Source organism: Dyella sp. 01N448 (assembly GCF_056399225.1).
Window position 1 is genome coordinate 436,894 of record NZ_JBFTQX010000001.1, and the last position, 17,962, is coordinate 454,855.

Here is a 17,962-nt window from a genome sequence, read left to right on the forward strand (position 1 = left end):
CAGCGTTATGCACATCTTACCATCCGCAAGATTTGGGGAAGCAACTTCTTCTGGATGGGTTCGACCTCACGCTTGCCAAAAAAAAGCGCCCTCCAGCGTCGAATGACGGCGGAGGGCGCAGATCGTACGACGAAGTTCGTGGCTCCGCGTCCGATCAGTTCAGGTGCTCGCGGATGCCGTCAGCGATCTGGTCAAGGGCCGCTTCGGTCGTCGGCATTTTGCGCAGAGCGTTGAGCGCAACAAAGTCGTGGATCGTACCGTTGTACTGCACGGCCGCCACCGGAACACCGGCATCCGTCAGCTTGCGGGCGTAGGCCTGACCTTCGTCACGGAGCGGATCGTTTTCCGCCGTGATGACGAGTGCCGGCGGAAGACCCGTCAGCTCTTCCTTGCTCGCGCGCAGCGGCGAGACGTACGGGTTGTCACGCGTCTTGGCGTCCGGCGCATACAGATCCCAGCCGTACTTCATGAAGGCACGCGACAAGAAATAGCCATCAGCGAACTTCTTGTAGGACTCGCTATCGACACTGGCATCCGTCGCAGGCACCAGCAGCACCTGATAGGCAATCTTCGGGCCCTTGCGATCCTTGGCCATCAGGGAAATGGCTGCGGTCATGTTGCCGCCGACCGAGTTGCCGGCCACCGCGATGCGGCTGCCGTCTGCGCCGATTTCTTTGCCATGCGCCGCGACCCACACAAGAGCGGCATAGGTCTCGTCCAGCTGAGTCGGAAACTTTGCCTGCGGCAGCGGGGTGTACTCGACGAAAACGCCGACCTGGCCGGACTTGACGACGAGATCGCGCAACAAGCGCTTGTGATTGTCGAAGTTGCCGACGATCCACACGCCGCCATGGATGAAGAACAGGACGCCGGGGTTAGCTGCAGCATGATCCGGCTTCATGATGTAGATCTTCACGGATTGACCATCCTGCGTGATGGTCCGTTCCGTCGTCGTCACGCCCGACATATCGACCGGCGTCTGGTTCTGCAGGGCAGTCAGGATCTCCTGCGGCTTGGGCTGCGGAAGCTGCCAGAACGGGCTGGGGTTCTTGCTGAGTTCGGTGAGGAACGACCGGACGGTGGGATCGAGGTGCGTGTTGTTCTTGAAGTCTTCGGCGGAAACGGACTGAGACATGACGGCTGCTCCGATGATGAGGGCCAAAAGGCCGTTGATGCGCTTCATGGTGTTCTCCGTGAGCGAGTGACAGACTCGGAGAAACTCCGAGATGGGTTCGTCTTCTGCGACATCAGTCGATGCCGAGGACGAGCGCATCTAAGCAACACCATCGAGCTGACGATATTCATGCCAAGGTATGAGTCAGCCAAGAGATGCGCATATGCTGCGCCTTGAACCGCTGCTTTTAAGCACTATTCAATGCACCAAAGCGTCTGGCGTGGGCTATCTACATACCTTTGTATGAGCCTTCGCCATCTTTGCATTTCATGCTTGATGCCCAACCATCGTGGTCACCATCACCACACGAGGCATCATCATGTGCACCTTCAAGACGTCAGACGGAACCAATCTCTTTTACAAGGACTGGGGAACGGGGCCGGTCGTTGTTTTCTCCCATGGATGGCCGCTTTCTTCGGACGCGTGGGACTCGCAGATGCAGTTCCTGGCGACCCATGGCTATCGGGTGATTGCGCACGATCGTCGAGGCCACGGACGCTCCGACCAGACCTGGCAAGGCAACAACATGGACCAGTACGTGGCCGACCTGGCGGAATTACTGGATCATCTGGATGTGCGCGACGCGGTACTCATCGGCCATTCGACAGGCGGTGGTGAAGTTGCGCGCTATGTGGCAAACCAAGGCGCCGCCCGCGTCGCCAAAGCCGTACTGGTGAGCGCGGTCCCACCGATCATGGTGAAGTCTGCGAATAACCCCAATGGCACGCCGCTTGAGGTCTTTGACGGTATTCGCCAATCCGTGCTCAAGAACCGCTCCCAGTTCTACCTCGACCTGACGCTGCCTTTCTTTGGGTACAACCGCCCTCATGCAGAGGTTTCCGAAGGCGTTCGCCAGTCATTCTGGCTGCAGGGCATGATGGGCAGCATCAAGGGACAGTACGACTGCATTCGCGAGTTCTCGGAGGTCGATTACACCGACGATCTGAAGCGCATTCGGGTACCGACCCTGGTGATCCACGGCGATGACGATCAAATTGTGCCCATCGATGCCGCCGGCAAGCGCTCCGCGGAGCTGGTACCCAACGCGAGGTTGAAGATCTACGCCGGCGCACCGCACGGCTTGCCGATCACTCGCGAGGATGAGCTCAATCGCGATCTGCTGGCGTTTATTCGGGAGTGAGCAAAGGTCGACCCGCCAGCGATGACGCCGGTGGGTCGAACTCGCTTTTGGGAATTTGGTCGACCGTGAAGAGCGTGCGCCGCTTGCTCAGTCGCGTTTGTAGCGGGAGACCGGCTCGCGAATGCCAAGAGCCTCCGCCATTCGCACCAGGTTAGCCAACGATTCGGCCTGCATCTTTCGCATCAGGTTTCCCCGGTGAATCTTCACCGTGATCTCGCTCAGATTGAGGCGACCAGCGATCTGCTTGTTGAGAAGACCTGAGGTTACCAGGCCAAAAACTTCGCGCTCTCTGGCAGAGAGGCTATCGAACTTCGCGCGAACGGAAGCAAAGGCGTCGACCTCTGCTCTTCGGATCCGAGCCCGGGTAGCTGCTTCTTGCACCGCCGCGAGCAATTCATGCTCATCAAAAGGCTTGGATAGAAAGGTGACCGCGCCGGCGCGCATGGCGCGTACCGTCATCGGTATATCCCCGTGACCACTGATCAAAATAACAGGAATCGGCGTGTCACCCTCGACCAGCTCCTGCTGGAAATCCAGCCCGTTGGCGCTGCCCAGCTGAACGTCGAGCACCAGGCATACGGCCGTGTCAGCCGCATCGCACGCCAGGAATTCCTCGGGGGTCGCAAAGCCCTGGACGCTGTATCCCGCGGAACGCAGCAGGCTTTCCAACGATGACCTGACGTCTTGGTCATCATCCAGTACGCAAATCAGTGCAGTTTCCAAGGTGCGCCTCAACCTGTTTGGGTAGCCGCCGATTGAACGTGTTGCTAGTTGGCGATAAGCGACCTGACTACTTTCAAGAGCTCGTCCGGATCGGCGGGCTTTTCAAGGAATTCCGCGATGCCGAGGCTATCTGCCATGTCTCGCGCCTCGGGAGTCGCGAATGCCGTCATCATGACTACCGGCAAATGCTTTCCCTGGTCCATCAGTTCGCGTCTTAGCCCGAACCCATCAATTCCCGGCATGTGAAGATCCGTGACCAGGCACTCCAGCGTATCGATCAGCGGGAAGGCCAGAAGGGACTCTGCGCTTGAAAAGGCATACACGCCAATGCCCTCGGAGCGAAAGACAGCGACGATGCTATCCCTCACATCCTCGTCATCATCAACAACGCCGATGGTATGAACCTGGCTCAAGAACAACTCCATGCCCTGTACAGGAACTTTCGGAGCCATTCTCCATGTTTCGGATGCCGTTCTCCACCATCCGAATGTATAGGTGTTGCACCCTCGCCTATGTGTTTGCTGGAGTCGCGGGGACGGTAAAGGTTACCGTCGCGCCTGGCCCTTGATTGTTGTTCACCTGGATGTGCCCTCCTTGCGCTTCGATAATGGAGCGGCAGATGGAAAGGCCCATGCCCATGCCTTCGGCCTTGGTCGTGAAGAATGGATCGAACACCTTGCCAATGGCCTCCGGCGCAAAGCCCATACCCACATCCCGTACTTCGACGCGAAGCAGCCCTTCAGGTGCAACGCCAAGAGAGATCCGCAAATCCTTCTTCCGATCGGCGACATCTCGCATGGCGTGGAGGCCGTTGACGATAAGGTTCACGAGAACCTGTTGCACTTGAACTCGGTCACCGAAAGCAAGGGGGAGAGGGCCGTCCGACGATTGCCTGAGCTTGACGCCCTGTAACTTTGCGTCATGCCGCACGAGTCCAAGTGCGTCCTCGACGATCTCGGGGAGACTAAAGCTTGCTGCGGGAGTCAGGGTCTTCCTGGCTAGCGTCTTGACTCGCTTGATCACCTCCGCTGCCCGGTTCCCGTTGGTCACGATGCGCTGAAGACTCGAAGAAACTTCAACCAGATCGGGATCTTCCCTCGACAGCCAGCGTTCGCCCGAGCGGGCGTAGTTGAGGATCGCTGTGAGTGGTTGATTGACTTCGTGCGCGATGGATGCAGAGAGCTGCCCTAGCAGCGAGACGCGGGCGGCATGAGCCAGCTCGGCCGACGTCTGTTCGATCCGGGCACGCGATAGATTCTGTTCGGTGACGTCGAAAGCCATGACCAAGACATGTGTCCAGTCGTGTGAGTCGGGAAGAATATTGACGCGAAGGACCACGTCGACAACGTCCCCTGTCAGCGTTTTCAAGCGGACTTCGTTCTCTGCCCCGCGTTCGCCTCTAAGCAACGTTGCAAGTAGCTGTGCGATGGCGGGGAAACTATCGGGTAGATACCGGCCACACAGATTTGTACCTGAGAGTGTTTCGTTGCTGTCTGCATGGAATAGCCGTACCGCGGCGGGGTTCGCGTTGCGGATAATGGCTCCCCGGATGGCAGCTTGAGTGATTTCGGGATTGGCCAACAGCCAATCTTCCAAATGACGTACGTCGCCCGTGTATTGGTCGAGAACGCGTTTGGATTCCAACCAATTGGACTCCCAGGTAGCAAAGCCTGCAGTCTCGAATATGGTCCGATAGCGTTGTTCCGACGCACGTCGTGCTTCGTCATGCTTCAACTGCGCTGTGACATCTGCACTGGACTCAATGACGCCAACAGGCTTTCCCGCATCGTCCTTACGCTGGAGCCAGCGACTCGCGAGGGTAAGCGACGCACCATCGCGGCGCGTACGAATCAATTCACCAGTCCAGTGGCCTTCCAGATCAAAGGCGGCCTGGACTTCTTCCGAGGAGAACTGGCACTTGAGCAAGCTCTCACAGTGCTTGCCGACCGCCTCGCTCCGCATCCAACCGTACAGTTTCTCGGCGCCGTCGTTCCAATAGACGATGACGTCATTCTTGTCCCTGATGATGACCGTGTCGTGTGATAGCTCGAGAATCCTGGCCTGCTCAACCAGTGATGTGCGGGTGGCTCGGTCCCGGAGGATCAGGACTGTCGTCAAGGAGATGGCGACGATGCAAACGCCAAGGCGGATCAGCGCGCTACTGTTGAGCTTGTCACCGTGTTGCAGGACGAACGCCAGAAGCGTGAACACCACGGCGGCGGCCGCCGCCGCGATGATGGCTCGTAAGCCCAAGGGGGCAACCAGGAGAATTGCCACGATGTAGACGACAGCTATAGCGCCGTTTACCGTCGTAAATGCGTCGACCATGAAGACGGCGAGTGACAGGGCAACGGCCCCAATGACCCGCAGCTGGCTTTTCATACGAGACTCTCGAGAAAGCTGACCTGCGATAGCATAATGAATGAACAGCTCGGCGGTAGATGTTGGATCGCCGCTCCTCTGGACTCCAATCGAATGCTGTCTGCTTCGGGTCATGTCGAGTGCCTAACCGTCTACGCAAGCGGTGGGTCGTAACACGCGGTCAAGCGCGCACTGCGAATCAAGCCGGTCGATAAGTAAGCCGTACTCCTTTGTGTGTGTTTCTCCTTAAACCGATCGGGTTTGGGTGGTCAATCAAAGTTCGCGGCAGAGATAGATGGCGTAGACCAACACGATGGCCAGGTCGAAAGCGGCAATGGGTCGCATGCGGGTCACGTACGGTTTTTTCCAGCTCGCCACGATCAAGCCGATGAGCCCAGCTTTCTCGATGCCTGCAGCCAACATCAGCGGAACGCGAAGTTCCGGGTGCCACGCGGCATAGATCAGTAACGCTCCCAGGCTCGGCGCCAGCAAGCTCCAATGTCGCGTGAGCAGCCCACCGGCCCCTTCGGGTGCTTCGATTCCGAAGAGGAGTCTTGGCCCCTGTGCTGGAAGCAGAAAGACAATGATCGGCAGCAGGGTAAACGCGCCGCTGACCCATAGAATGATGCGAATGTGGTCGACGATCACGGTGATTCTCCAACAGTCACGCCCAGAGGCTTGTACGAACGGACTTGCAGATCAGGGAAAGGTGCGGCGCATGAATCGCTCAAACAGCGAGTCGGGCAGCCAGCCTTTCAGGCGAGGGATCCAGCGCGCGAGCGAGCCTACCCGGTAACGCGGCGCCGGCACTCGGGCTTGGATGGCTTGCACGACAGCGGCCGCCACATGCTCGGGCCGAGTGCGACTCGCAAGGCCGTCGCGGCGCATGCGGCTAACCAACTGGGCTCGCCTGTGAGCGAACGGATTGTCAGCCGCACTGACTTCTCGAATCGACTGCTCGAGCGAGCCAGTGGCCACCGGGCTCGGGCTGACAGTGCAGGCATAGAGGCCAAGAGGCATCAGCTCATGGCGCAGCGATTCGGTGTAGCCCTCGAGGGCAAACTTGCTGGCTGAGTAAGCCGCGTTCATCGGAAGGCCAATCTCACCTCCGATCGAGCTGATGTTGATGATGCGCCCCGAGCGGCGTTCCAGCATGTGCGGCAAGACGGCCTGGACCATGCGCACCGCGCCGAGAAAGTTCGTGTCCAGCTGATCCATGAATTCGTGCCACTGGGTCTCCAGCACGGCACCGAACAGGTCGTAGCCGGCATTGTTGATCAGCGCATCGATGTGACCCTCACGCCGCAGCAGTTCTTGCACACAAGCCTCGACCGAGGCCGCGCTGGTAATGTCCAGACTCAGCACCTCGGGGCTGCCCTGCGGCCCGCGCTCAACCGGCGCGCGCTGGGTCACGTACACGCGATGCCCCCGTCCACGGAGCTGCGAGGCGATCGCTGCACCGATGCCCCGCGTGCCGCCGGTGACCAGTACAACTTGCCGTTCATTCTTCAAGCTTCAGCTCCCTGAGCCTTAAGGGGCTCGTGAGGTTCAGCTCGTTCAAGAACGAATCGATGGCTCGCGTGGTTTCAGCGGGAGCGTCGACTACCGAGAGATGGGCCGTTGGCAGCTCGATGAAGCGGCCGCGCGTCAACTGAGCGGCCGCATGGCGAAGATCGTCCACCGGGTACATGGCATCGTGCGTTCCGGCGACGAAAAGCGTTGGCGCAGCAATGTTCTTCAGACGCGACGAGAGATCGTCTCTTTCCAGCAGTACCGAACGAACGGCCTGCGACAGCGCCCTGCCGTCGGCCCGCCGGATATGTTCGCGGAATCCTTCCATCAGGGCGGACTCGCGCTTTCGCGTCTCGGGCATAAAATAAGCATCGGCCACACCCTGTACGTATACCTTGGTAAATTTCAGCCAGCGTGCGCCCCAACTGACGAAGCTATCGCGCCAGCGCGCACGGGTCTTGAAGACAGGAGTGTTCAGCATGACGACGGCGCGAGTGCGCTCGGGATGGTTTAGCGCAAACTCACCCGCAACGAGGCCGCCCCAGGACGTGCCAATGCAAACGACAGGCTTGACGATCTGGAGTACGTCCAGCACCTGCTTCAAGGCATCCGCGCATTGCGCCATGCTGAAGCCGCCAGCCGATGGGCCGCTGGCGCCATGACCGGGGCCGTCGATGAGGATCAGTCGATGGCATTCCCGCAGGGCGGCCACCTGCGCATCGTAGATCCGGTGGTCGGCCAGAACCGACGGCCACAGGACCAGCACCTCCGAAGAGGCGCCCGCGCCGCCCGGTATGCCGGTATCGTAGACCGCTAACTGACTGAGACTGGTCGGTATCGACCAGACCTTGATTGAATGGGGTTTGGGAGGCGTCATGGGGCGACCATCGCTGGATGGGGATGGGGTTATTGCGTCAGGACGTGCTTCGAAATCGGATGGCCGCTGGCATCGAAGGATCAATGTTATGACCGTTAACTTAGACCGCAAAACTACCGATGTCAACAGCGTTAACATTCAGCCATGACTAAGCCCTCCGATCCTGCCGGAGGGCGGTATCACCACGGAGACCTGCGACGGGCCCTGCTTGAGGCCGCAGGAAAGGCGGCTGACATCGAGCACATCTCTTTACGCGAGCTCGCCTCGGGACTGGGCGTCAGTGGCGCGGCGGTGTACCGGCACTTCGCCAGCCGCGAAGCTTTGCTGGCGGAGCTTGCTGCCATCGGCATCGCCCAGCTCCAGGAGCGCTTTGCTGACGCATTCGATCTCCACACCCCGCCGGCAGATGGCCCGGAGGCGATTGCACGCCTGCACCGCTTGGGCGTGGCGTATCTGCGCTTCGCCGACGATCAGCCGGCCATGTGGCGCCTGATCTTTGGTACGTATGCGGTGCAAACCCGTGCCAACGCATTGCAAACGGGCAAACCGACCAGCTACTCGTATCTGCCGGCGGCACTGCAAGGGCTGCACGAAACCGGCGTGATGGCGCTGCCACCATCACCAGGCGATCTGTTGTTCACTTGGAGCACCGTCCATGGTGCGGCGGCGCTGAGAGTGGGCAACGTAGCTCCGGCACAGGGGGAAGTCGAACGCATAGGCGCCGAAGTTGTGCAGCGAATTTTGCGCGGAATCGGTGCATCTCCTGAGCCATCCTGAGCACGGCAGGGCGGCGGTTGCGCGCACTCATGTCAGTCTCCGATCCATGGCGGACATGACAGGATAGGGCCGTCGATTTGGCCGCCCCACAATGCATCGTAGGGTCAGGTGATGGCAGGCGCCAACGGAAACTCCCGCGCAAAGACCAGGCGCTCAACCACCTTGGGCTGATGGAACGGAAACGGCTGGACGACGACTTCCTGGTCGGACAGATGCCGTTCGTATTCGCGCAGCATCAGGCGCAGGCGTTTGCCTTGGAGGTTGGCGGGTACGCTGATACGGCCGACCCAGACGCAGGTGTCGAGTGAGACCAGTTGTGCGATCAGCTCTGGGGTGAGGTGGGTGATCTTTGCTGTTTGCGCAACGTTTGCTGTCGCCGCTTCCCGGCTAGGCGCGGGTGTCGTCGTTGCGACGTGTTGATCTTGGGCAAAGCTCGTCAGCATGGTGGCGCCGATCTGGTCGAGCAGGCCGAGCACCGCTTGTTGGGGGGTGGCGTCGGCGCTGGGGTGGGTCTGGTTGGGTACGTCGAACCAGTCGAGGTCGGTTTCGAAGGTCGTGTTCTGCCATTGCAGCACGACTTCGATGCGGTTGTGGCCGGGTCCGGGGCCAAAGTATTCACTTAGCAGGGACGACACGCCCGGATACATGGCGGCGGTGGAGCCCGCGCCTTGCGTGGGCACCGGGCCATACACCTTGAACGTATACGCATCGCGCGCTTTGGATACGTCGATGCGACGGCGCGGCAGGAGTTGCGCATAGGGCGCGACCACGACGGTCGACAAGCGTACGTCATGGTTCGCGTTGGGTTGATAGCGCACGAGGCACAGGCGAACGAAGGGCATGTAGCTGTCGCCGGCGTCGATGCGCACTTCGGCAAACCACTCGTTGCGCTCCGCATCGAAGTAGACGCGGTGCCCGGCAATCAGCATGTCTTGATTGGCTTCGGGAAGACGCTCGGTTTGCGTGTAGACGGCGTTGGGAAACGCGGCGGCGGTCAGCGTGCCGTGTGGCAACGTGGAGTCGAACAACGGGTCCTGTCCCCATTGGCTGACGAAAGCTTCGCTCGGCTCGGTCAGGTGGCACAGTTGTTGGGGATTGCTGCCCGAGATCACGACGACGCCCAATAGCTCGCCATCGCCGGAGGTGAACCAGGGGCGCTCCAGATAGATGCGCAAGGTGCCGCCGTCGCGTACCACGCGATGCACACCGCCGACCTCCGCGTCGGACCAGTGTTGCGTAGGCATGATGTAGACCAGGTGCGGCGGTTTGGGCCGGCCCGAGGCGGGGACGATGTATCCCTGCGGCGCAACGTTCGATAGGAGCAAGGGCGCGCCGCATGCCACGTCGGTCGCTTCAACGGTGTCGTCGTGATAGTTCGCAGGCAGCGCGAGCGCATCGCGCAAACAGGGCTGCCCTTGCCGCGTCACCTGTGCCGGGTCAGCCGTGATCGATGGCGGCAGGTATTCGCGAAAGCGCGTTGTCGCCAGCAGGCTGTAGCGTACGAAGCGGAACTTCTGGTCGCCGAAATCGTGGCGCACATGCGGGCGAACCGTGCCGCTGTCGGGCAAGGGTCCCAGGAGTCCGAAGTCCGACCTGGTGGGCTCGCTGGTGTCGATGCCGGGCTGCTCGATGCGCACGGGCTTGAGCCGCGCCGTGACGTGCTTGCGGTACGGCTTGCCTGCGGCCGGGTCGTCGATCCACTCCATCCAGTCGGCCATCACTTCGAGTTGACCGGTGCTGCGCGCGTGATAGCGCACGAAGGTTTCACCCTGGAAGTCGAGCCACGTGGCGCCCGTTTCGCGTTTGGTATGGATGGTGAGGAAGGTCGGCTCGCACACCGGATGCTGGGTGGCATGCACGAGGGTGAGCGTGCGATCGGGCGTCATCGTCCAGTTGGCGCCGCAGATACCGAGTATGGCCGCCCAGACACCGCCCAGCGGCGTGCTGGTCCATGCGGGCAATCCCATCTTGAGGATATGGTCCACGCGGATGCCGGTGGAGTAGCGCACGGGTGCAATCTCGCCTTTGCGCAGGAAGATCGTCAGCGTGCGTTTGGCGCTGTCCCAGGTCGGAAGGGCATGCGTGGCGTCGACGGTGTCTGTGCATGGCGCCGCGTCGATCTGTTCGGCCAGTTCGATGATGGCGATGCGGAATCCATCGATGTCAGGCCAGGTGCCTTTCAATGGCACGTAGAGCACGAGTTCCTGGGTGAGTGGAATGTAGTCGGCGTGCACGTTGTCGGCGGCGTCGATCACCACCGGCGCGACGATGCCCGGCACGCCGCGAAGTACGACGGCCGCTGCCGTGGGGTCAGGCAGGTAAGGCGTGGCCAGGCGATCTTCGGTGTGCACGACGTATTCGCCCGGCTGCAGTCGGAAGCCTTCGGGTGGTGACTGCGCCAGCGCTTGTTCTTTGGACGCGCCATCGATGGCGGGCGTGATGATCTTCACTGCTGCCCCGCCGTCATACAGGGTGCCGGCCTCGCGCTTGGCGATCAGGTCGAAGGCCTGGTGGATGGCGGCGTTCTTGCCGGGGCCGGCGGGTGCATCGAAGGCGTCGTCGAAGCAGCCGTGCTGCTCGGCCAGCGTCTGCGAGGTTTTCGGCGGCACCACGTGACGGAGATTGACATCGACGTATGCGAAACCGCTCACCAGTGGATCGTTTAGCGCATAGGGACCTTGCGCGATGTACTGGCTGGTGGACAGGCTCTGGTAGCCCGCGTCCGTCGCCACCACATCGGAGCGGATCACGGCCCGCTCCAACGACTCGCCTTCCGACACGCGGCCGTGCAGCGAGAGTACCGGCGGGTCCACGGGTTCCAGGCGGCGATAGGTGATTTCTTCGCTGGCCTGCTCCAGATCGGAAATCGACTTGTCGTCCAACTCCAGGCTGTTGCCGGCGAGGTCGACCGTGCGCGCGCGCAAGCGATAGGTATCGCCGAAGCGAAGGCGCGGCAGCGTGCCCTGTCGCGACTCCGTCACCGTCAGCACGGGCGACGCGCCGTCGGCGGCATCGGCATCGGCGTGCGCCTGCACGGTTTCTTCCTGGATCAGGCCGTGTTCGTTGATGGGCACGATGCGCTTGCCGGGACGTGGCGCGACCAGGCTCCAGCCAGCCCACTTGAACAGTGCCTCGTGCAGGTAGTGATCCTGGGTGTCCTTGTTGTTGTCCACGTCTTTCGGCGCGGCCTGGGTGGTGGTCGAAGGCCCTTGCACGCAACCTTCGTCCGGCACGTCATCGATGAGCTTCGATTGGTCCTTGGTGACCCGATACTTGGCGATGCGGGCGCACAGCGAGCGCCACTGGCCAGTGCGCTTCTCCCGCACATCCACGCGGAAGCCGCGCAGCACATCTTCGGCGTAGAGCAGCACGTTCGCGGACTGGCCGGCGTCGTCCAGTGCATCGTTCTTGAGCGAATGCGCAGCGAGGTCCGCTGCCAGGTCGGTAGCGCGGTTGTGGCGCGTCACGGTGATGCCGGCCGAGCGCAGCGCAGGCGTGGCCTCCTGGTTGTTGTTGGTGGTGTACGCGATCCCTGCCGGTTTGCCCAGAGGGTCGTCGTCGTCCGGATCAGGCGTGTTCTGCAGGTGGGTGAGCGTGCTGTTGACGAAGTTCACCGTCTTGATCGCTGAACCGTCGGCATCGACCTGGATCAGGCTGAAGGGTGACCTGCTGTCGGCGCCCTTGGCGTCATCCGAGCGCGCTACTTCCATCGCGCCGGCCAGCGCCAGGAATCCGTCCGTGACATCGGTGGTCGTGCGGCTGCGCACGATGAAGCGCCTGCCGGTCAGGTGCCAGGCCGTGCGTGGCGTGGAGTCCTCGGCGGTGCTGTGTCCACGGTGCTTGACCACCAGCTGCATGGTGCCGGCGATGCCGGCGGGGCTGGCACGCCCCTGTTCGATGAGTGGTTCCGCGCCGACCACGGTGGCATCGATGACCAGGCCGAGCGTGCGCATCAACTTCGGCGCATCACCGAACGAACCCACCACCTTGTGGAAGTCGTATTTCGGCGTGGGTATGGCTTGCCTGGTCACGGTGGGATCGGGATAAGGCACGTAGGTCGGCGGCGTCTCTTCCCGCGAATAGAACCGGTTCGCTTGGTAAAGCGCGTAAGCCGGCGTGCTCTTGCCGAACAGGTTCTTGAGGCCCGGGGGTAGATCGCCCGGTAGTGCACGCGTTGGTGTGTGCTTCTTGTTGGCGGTGAGGCGGCCGTCGATGCCGACGATCTGTTCCGGTACATATTTGCTGTGTTTGCCGAAGTATTCGCCACGCACTCGCTGGTCGATGTCGCTGTTCGCCAGCAAGTCGCCGATGCCATTGGGTCGGCGGTTGTCGTACTTGCGCCGGCCCCAGCGTTCGCCGCCGGCCGCCTGGGTGATCATCGGCTTGAACGGACTGCGGCCAATGGGGAACAGGGCGGGGCGATCCAGCCCCTGCTGTGCGGCGAGGTCGCCGTAGTGGTCCTTCAGGAAACGCACGACGTGGCGCACCGGAAAGGAATGGAGGTTGTGCTGGCTCATGTCCGTGTACACGAACGGCGCCACGCCCATGTCTGGCGTGAACAGCTTCTTCCAGCTGACGCTGTCGGCGACTTGGTCGACCTTGAGATCGAACGTCGCGCCATCTGTCTTCAGCCAAAAGCCGAGCTGTGCCAGCGTTGCGGGCCAGTCCAGGAAATCCGGATAGCCCGACAGCAGCGCCTGCGCATTGCCACTGTCCGGATCCGGGGTAAGCCTGGGTGAAAGCACGATGGACACGCGCAGGTGGCCCTGCTTGTCGAAGCCGTTGGGCAGCACGGTCCAGACCAGTTTTTCCGCCATGATCGTCTCCTTGCGAGCGTGGTTCCTTTCGCTCAGGCGAAAGCGTCGACGTAGTCGTGCCAGGGATACTTCGAGTCGTCGGTGACGGGCCCGGCTTCCGGCCCCATCAATGCGGCAAACGATGGATCGCCGTTGGAACCGGCAAAGCTGCGCTCGCAGTGGATGGCTGCGCTGACCGAGAACATGAACAGGCTCACCGCGATGGTCAGCGTGGCCTCGCCCTTGGCCTTGCCGGTGCCGCTGTCGTAGCTCAGCGCCAGGTAAAGCTCGATCGACACCGAGATGATGCCCAGCACGCTCACATTGCCGCCCAGGCGGAAGTAGCCCGCCAGCTGACAGGCATCCTTTTCCATGCGGAAGTAGATGCCGGCCATCACATGCACGCCGCCGGAAGCCACGCCGAAGTCCACCGCGATGGCGGCGCCAAACTCAAAGGCCGCCTCCATCAATTGCACGCCGTGCGGATCGATGGTGATGCCGAAGAAACCGCCACCACCGAACATCGAGACGGTGAGGCAGAACGGTTGTTCGCGTGTGCAGAAGTTGAAGCGCACCGACAACGGCTGGCCGATGAAGGGCACCGTGAAGCCAGCGCCCAGACTGAGATTGCTCAGGTTGAGCACACCGACGGCCAGGTTCGGCAGGGCCATCGAGAAGCTCGCGTCGATGCCTTTCGGTGAAATGTCCAGCGACGGCGGATCGGAAAAGCCATCCAGCGGAATCAGGTCCTTCAATGTTTCGACGAACTTCAATGGCCCGATGAAGTGGATGCCGTCGAACTTCACGTCCACGTCCATCTTGGCCGAGGAATCCGCGCGGAACTCGATCTTCTCGAACGCGAGCTTCATGAAGCCCAGCTTCTCGCCCAACAGGATCAGGTCGAAAGCGCGCAGGCCGCAGAGCACCTTCACATGCGCCTCGCCGGTGCTCTTCTTCACCTTGGCCTCGACCGCCACGATGAAGGCATCCTTGTCGCGCGGCTGGAACAGCGTACCCAGCGGGCCGTACAGCGTGTTGGACGGCTCAGGCCAGGGCTTTATGATGGGGTGCCAGTCAAAACGCACGGTGATCTCGTCGCCAAGCAGCGAGGAAAGCAACTGCGTGATGTCCGCCGCTTTATCGGTGATTGAGCGCAGCGTGATGGCGATCCTGTCGACGGTCCCGCGCACGCCGCCGGCGAAGAGGTTGATCTTGTCGAACGCCGCCTGGAAGTCCGTCAACGCGTTGCCCACGGCGTCGATGTTGTTCTTCAGATCAGTCGTGTTCGCCAGCAGGTCGGGCAATTGCTCGGGCTGAACAAGCAACTTGGACACCGCGTTGAACAGTGCCTCAGCGGGACCCACCATGGCCGGAATGCGCCTGATGTCATCGACTAGCGCCTGGATTTGCGCGACGCGAGTGCGTATCGGTACGAGCTGTTGCTGCACGACATTCTGCACGGCGGTGGAAAGTCCGCTGCCTGGCAACTGGGTGATGCGCAGGTTTACTGCCGCCAGCAAATTGCCCAGCTCGCCCTGCATGTTGTTGAGCGCGGTGGTGAGTCCGCTCGCTGGCGGCTTGAATGCATCGGCCGCCTTGATCGCGTTGATCAGGCCTTTGCCCGCGCCCGCGGCCTGATCGAGCTTGCCGGCCAGGGTGGCGGTGGTGGCATCGAGCGCCTGGATCTGCGGCTTGATCTGTTTGAAGGCCAGGTCGATGGCCTGCTCCAGCGCCGACTGCGCGGCCGATGAGGCCATGCCCTCGAGCTGACCGAGCAGGTCGTTGGTGTTGCCCAGGGCGCCGATGAAGTCTTGCAACGCGTCAGCCGCTTCGGAGACGAACTTCGGCAGCCTGTCGATGCCGTCCGTATCGATGTTCACCAGGTTGAGCAATTCGCCCAGCGGTATGCAGCCGAACAGCACGGGGTTGACGATGGCGCTGAAGGCTTGCGAGCCATCGAAGGCCCCGCTGTTGAAGGCGGCGACATCGCCCGCGAAGGGACCGGCGAGGCGTGACATGCCGGAGGGACGCAAGTTGGGTTGCACGAAACCGCCCGAACGGTCGCCCTTGCTGGTGAAGTCCAGGTCAGGGCCATTTTTGATATCGGCAAACACTTCGCCTTTGTCGAAGTCGTTTCGACGCGCGGCATACTGCTTGTTCCAGTGGAGCTCACTGCCGGTCGTGCCGCCGGTGAGGTAGGTGAGCGAGGGGATGAAGGCGGTGGCCTGCTGGATCGAGGGATAGGTCAGCGGCCCGGTACGCGTCGCCGGATCATGGCGCAGTTGACGCACCTCCATGCCGAACTCGATCTCCTCCAGTTCGCAGGACGTGTCGCCGTGCTTCTGGCTGGGCGCCATGCAGACACGTTGCCGGTGCGTAGTCGCCTTGCGCCATGGCTTATTGTCGTCGGTGTACCAGTCGGCCTGGACTTTATCGAAGTTCGTTTCTGCGTCGCTGCGATCGCCGTCGGGCGACGGATTGGCCAGTGAGTTGTCGATGAAGATGCCCGGCATCTCGAATGCGACGTGCTTGCCATCCAAGTCGGTGCCCACAAAGCGAAACCGGAACGGCGTGTCCTTATCGACGCAAGGCCAGAACATCTGCATGTCCTTGTCATCAACGTCCTTGCCGCCCGGATTCTGCAGATCAGGCGTGACATGGGTGAGGCAACGGATCTGGCTAAAGGGAAATTGGCGATGGAAATACCGCGTATAGGCGGAGTCGGCGACGCCGGGGAGGGCATCGCTCGATGGAATCGTCATCGTGGGATAGCTGTGCACCGGCTCGCGCACGATGATGAAGGTTCGCTGGCGCAGATAAGCAGGATTGCCGGGTCGGTCGTGATGGAACTTGCGCTCGCTCACTTTTACCAGCGAGACCTGATGACCAAACGGGCAGAGGTAGCCTTTGTAGACCACCTTCACGTAGTGGTCGCGCGCTTGCGTTGCCTGGTGCACCCATTCTTCCACCGACAGTCCGTGCGGCACCTTCCACGCACCGCGTGCATCCAGCCAGCCGCCAAGCGCAGACAGCATCAGCCGATGGCATTCGATGGGTTCCTGGTTGCCGTCTGAGATACGGAAGTTGCTCGACTCGTGGACGATGTTGAAGCGGTCGCGGTCGTCCAGCGTCATGCGGAACGGAACCGCGTTCGGCGCGGGCGTGGTGGTGGGTTTGGGAATGCCGGGATCAAATGTGGACGGCACCGATTGCGGCCCGAAGCGTGCCCATATGGCGCGCACTTGCGTGCCGCTGTTCGGGCCTTCCTTGAAGACGCCGGTCGTGCCGTCCAGGCAGCCCAGCCGCGTATGCCAGAGCGGCGTGCAGCCCGTCGGAGTGAAGGTCTGCGAAGTGATGGCATGCACGAAGCGGCCGGTCTCATTAGGCGAAAGAATCAGCCGATACGGCAGCTCCAGCGATGTTTGCGTGGCGGTGGGCAGGCTAGGGATGGGCGGAAGTAAATACCAGGACGGAGGTATCTTCGTGACCTCCAGACCCGCCGATCCGACCACGCCATACAGCGCCATGGCAGATGCGCTGTGCAGCGATTGATGCGCAGCGGGCCGAACCGTGCCGGCCACCGGCCTGCCTGGTTCGAGGACCTCCGTGCCAGCTTGTTCGGCGGGCACGGCGAGCTGGTCGGCACGCAGTTCGGCGCGACGCAACAGCAGATGCAGGCCTTCCGGTCCCCCGTTCTGCACAATGCGCAGGTTGCGCAGCGTCGTGGCGAGTGTGCGTGCCTGTTGACCCGGCGTGAGCGCGGCGAAAGCGGCGCGCTGGCGTTTCTGGAGCACACCGGTGAGTGGACCGACCACGATGCGCCGCGCAGGACCACGGGCCGCATTCGCGGTGATGCTCAGGGGAAGATGCAGGCAGGCTTCAAGTATGCCTTGCAAGGTGTAAGGCACCGGCAGCATGTTGGCATCGGCCAGCAGCTTGGCGTCGTAGCGGAACACGGCGCGGCTGCCGTTGGCAATGCGCGAAGGAATGGGCGGGAAACGCGGCGGCTCGCCGGCCATGTTCGCAGGAGGCGAAGTCGGCGGGCACTGGGGGTCCCTGTCCTTGATGCTGCCGGTGGGCGCCTGGTAATACACCTCTTCCGAGATCGATTGCGGCGCAAAGCGCAGCACGATGTAGCCAGTCTTGCCCTGTCTCGCCTTGAGCGTGGCCGGGCCGTGTCCATCGGGCGCGACCACGTCCAGGTTGATCAACGAGAAATTGATCGAAAGGAAGTCATCGGAGCGGATCACCGATTGCCCGATATCCACGATCGCGGCGATGCCGCCCACGATGGGTTCCACGCGCTTGAGCTGCGCGCGCTCGAAGCCGGCGACAAATCGCGGATCGTTGGCCAACTCGGCCAGGTCGCGCTGGATGGTGGCGCCGCGTCGCGTCTTGCTGGGCATGACCGTCCCTCCGTCGTGAAAGACTCCCATCGGAACGGAAGATCATTCATAGGCATCGGAGCGCACCGCAAACGTTCCCCACGCACGCCATGCGGGACGTGCATCGGTTCATGTCTGCCTAGCCGTTCGATCACGGCTTCCCAGTGTTCCCCGCCCAATCTCCCACGCCAGATGGTATGGACCGGCATTACGGCG

The 17,962-nt window shown here is 61.8% G+C and carries 11 protein-coding genes; 2 read left to right on the top strand and 9 right to left on the bottom strand.

Annotation, left to right across the window (positions count from 1 at the left end; all coding sequences use genetic code 11):
* Window positions 1-154 precede the first annotated feature (154 nt).
* On the bottom strand, window positions 155-1,183 hold the full coding sequence (locus tag AC1DKY_RS01935; RefSeq protein ID WP_441602067.1) for an alpha/beta hydrolase: 1,029 nt from the start codon (window positions 1,181-1,183) through the stop codon (window positions 155-157).
* 310 nt (window positions 1,184-1,493) lie between these two features.
* Here AC1DKY_RS01935 and AC1DKY_RS01940 point away from each other — a divergent pair, with 310 nt between their 5' ends.
* The gene (locus AC1DKY_RS01940; protein WP_441602140.1) at window positions 1,494-2,315 is read left to right on the top strand and encodes an alpha/beta fold hydrolase; all 822 of its coding nucleotides are present in this window, start codon (window positions 1,494-1,496) and stop codon (window positions 2,313-2,315) included.
* An 87-nt stretch (window positions 2,316-2,402) separates the two neighbouring features.
* Here AC1DKY_RS01940 and AC1DKY_RS01945 read toward each other — a convergent pair whose 3' ends face one another.
* The 6 genes from AC1DKY_RS01945 to AC1DKY_RS01970 form a co-directional block, all read right to left on the bottom strand.
* Complete coding sequence (locus tag AC1DKY_RS01945; protein ID WP_441602068.1) at window positions 2,403-3,038, bottom strand: response regulator transcription factor; 636 nt, start codon at window positions 3,036-3,038, stop codon at window positions 2,403-2,405.
* A gap of 44 nt (window positions 3,039-3,082) precedes the next feature.
* Window positions 3,083-3,451 (bottom strand): response regulator, encoded by a 369-nt coding sequence (locus tag AC1DKY_RS01950; protein WP_441602069.1) that lies wholly within the window; start codon window positions 3,449-3,451, stop codon window positions 3,083-3,085.
* Window positions 3,452-3,548: 97 nt separating this feature from the next.
* Complete coding sequence (locus AC1DKY_RS01955; protein ID WP_441602070.1) at window positions 3,549-5,420, bottom strand: PAS domain-containing sensor histidine kinase; 1,872 nt, start codon at window positions 5,418-5,420, stop codon at window positions 3,549-3,551.
* Window positions 5,421-5,672: 252 nt separating this feature from the next.
* On the bottom strand, window positions 5,673-6,047 hold the full coding sequence (locus tag AC1DKY_RS01960; protein WP_441602071.1) for a hypothetical protein: 375 nt from the start codon (window positions 6,045-6,047) through the stop codon (window positions 5,673-5,675).
* A 51-nt stretch (window positions 6,048-6,098) separates the two neighbouring features.
* Entirely contained in the window at window positions 6,099-6,911 is an 813-nt protein-coding gene (locus AC1DKY_RS01965; RefSeq protein ID WP_441602072.1) for an SDR family NAD(P)-dependent oxidoreductase, read from the bottom strand.
* Complete coding sequence (locus AC1DKY_RS01970; RefSeq protein ID WP_441602073.1) at window positions 6,901-7,788, bottom strand: alpha/beta fold hydrolase; 888 nt, start codon at window positions 7,786-7,788, stop codon at window positions 6,901-6,903. The genes AC1DKY_RS01965 and AC1DKY_RS01970 overlap by 11 nt, the downstream gene beginning before the upstream one ends.
* 144 nt (window positions 7,789-7,932) lie before the next feature.
* On the opposite strand from AC1DKY_RS01970, the gene AC1DKY_RS01975 reads away from it, so the two are divergent.
* The gene (locus AC1DKY_RS01975) at window positions 7,933-8,565 is read left to right on the top strand and encodes a TetR/AcrR family transcriptional regulator (RefSeq protein WP_441602074.1); all 633 of its coding nucleotides are present in this window, start codon (window positions 7,933-7,935) and stop codon (window positions 8,563-8,565) included.
* Between the two features lie 104 nt (window positions 8,566-8,669).
* Here the strand turns inward: AC1DKY_RS01975 and AC1DKY_RS01980 are convergent, their stop codons facing one another.
* Window positions 8,670-13,382, bottom strand: coding sequence for a hypothetical protein (locus AC1DKY_RS01980; RefSeq protein WP_441602075.1), 4,713 nt, complete (start codon window positions 13,380-13,382; stop codon window positions 8,670-8,672).
* Between the two features lie 32 nt (window positions 13,383-13,414).
* Window positions 13,415-17,767: a hypothetical protein gene (locus AC1DKY_RS01985; RefSeq protein ID WP_441602076.1), complete on the bottom strand. Its 4,353-nt coding sequence runs from the start codon at window positions 17,765-17,767 to the stop codon at window positions 13,415-13,417.
* Window positions 17,768-17,962 lie beyond the last annotated feature (195 nt).

Coding starts and splice junctions, on each gene's coding strand:
- AC1DKY_RS01955 (WP_441602070.1), bottom strand. CDS start 5,420: ATGAAAAGCCAGCTGCGGGTCATTGGGGCCGTTGCCCTGTCACTCGCC.
- AC1DKY_RS01985 (WP_441602076.1), bottom strand. CDS start 17,767: ATGCCCAGCAAGACGCGACGCGGCGCCACCATCCAGCGCGACCTGGCC.
- AC1DKY_RS01980 (WP_441602075.1), bottom strand. CDS start 13,382: ATGGCGGAAAAACTGGTCTGGACCGTGCTGCCCAACGGCTTCGACAAG.
- AC1DKY_RS01970 (WP_441602073.1), bottom strand. CDS start 7,788: ATGACGCCTCCCAAACCCCATTCAATCAAGGTCTGGTCGATACCGACC.
- AC1DKY_RS01935 (WP_441602067.1), bottom strand. CDS start 1,183: ATGAAGCGCATCAACGGCCTTTTGGCCCTCATCATCGGAGCAGCCGTC.
- AC1DKY_RS01940 (WP_441602140.1), top strand. CDS start 1,494: ATGTGCACCTTCAAGACGTCAGACGGAACCAATCTCTTTTACAAGGAC.
- AC1DKY_RS01975 (WP_441602074.1), top strand. CDS start 7,933: ATGACTAAGCCCTCCGATCCTGCCGGAGGGCGGTATCACCACGGAGAC.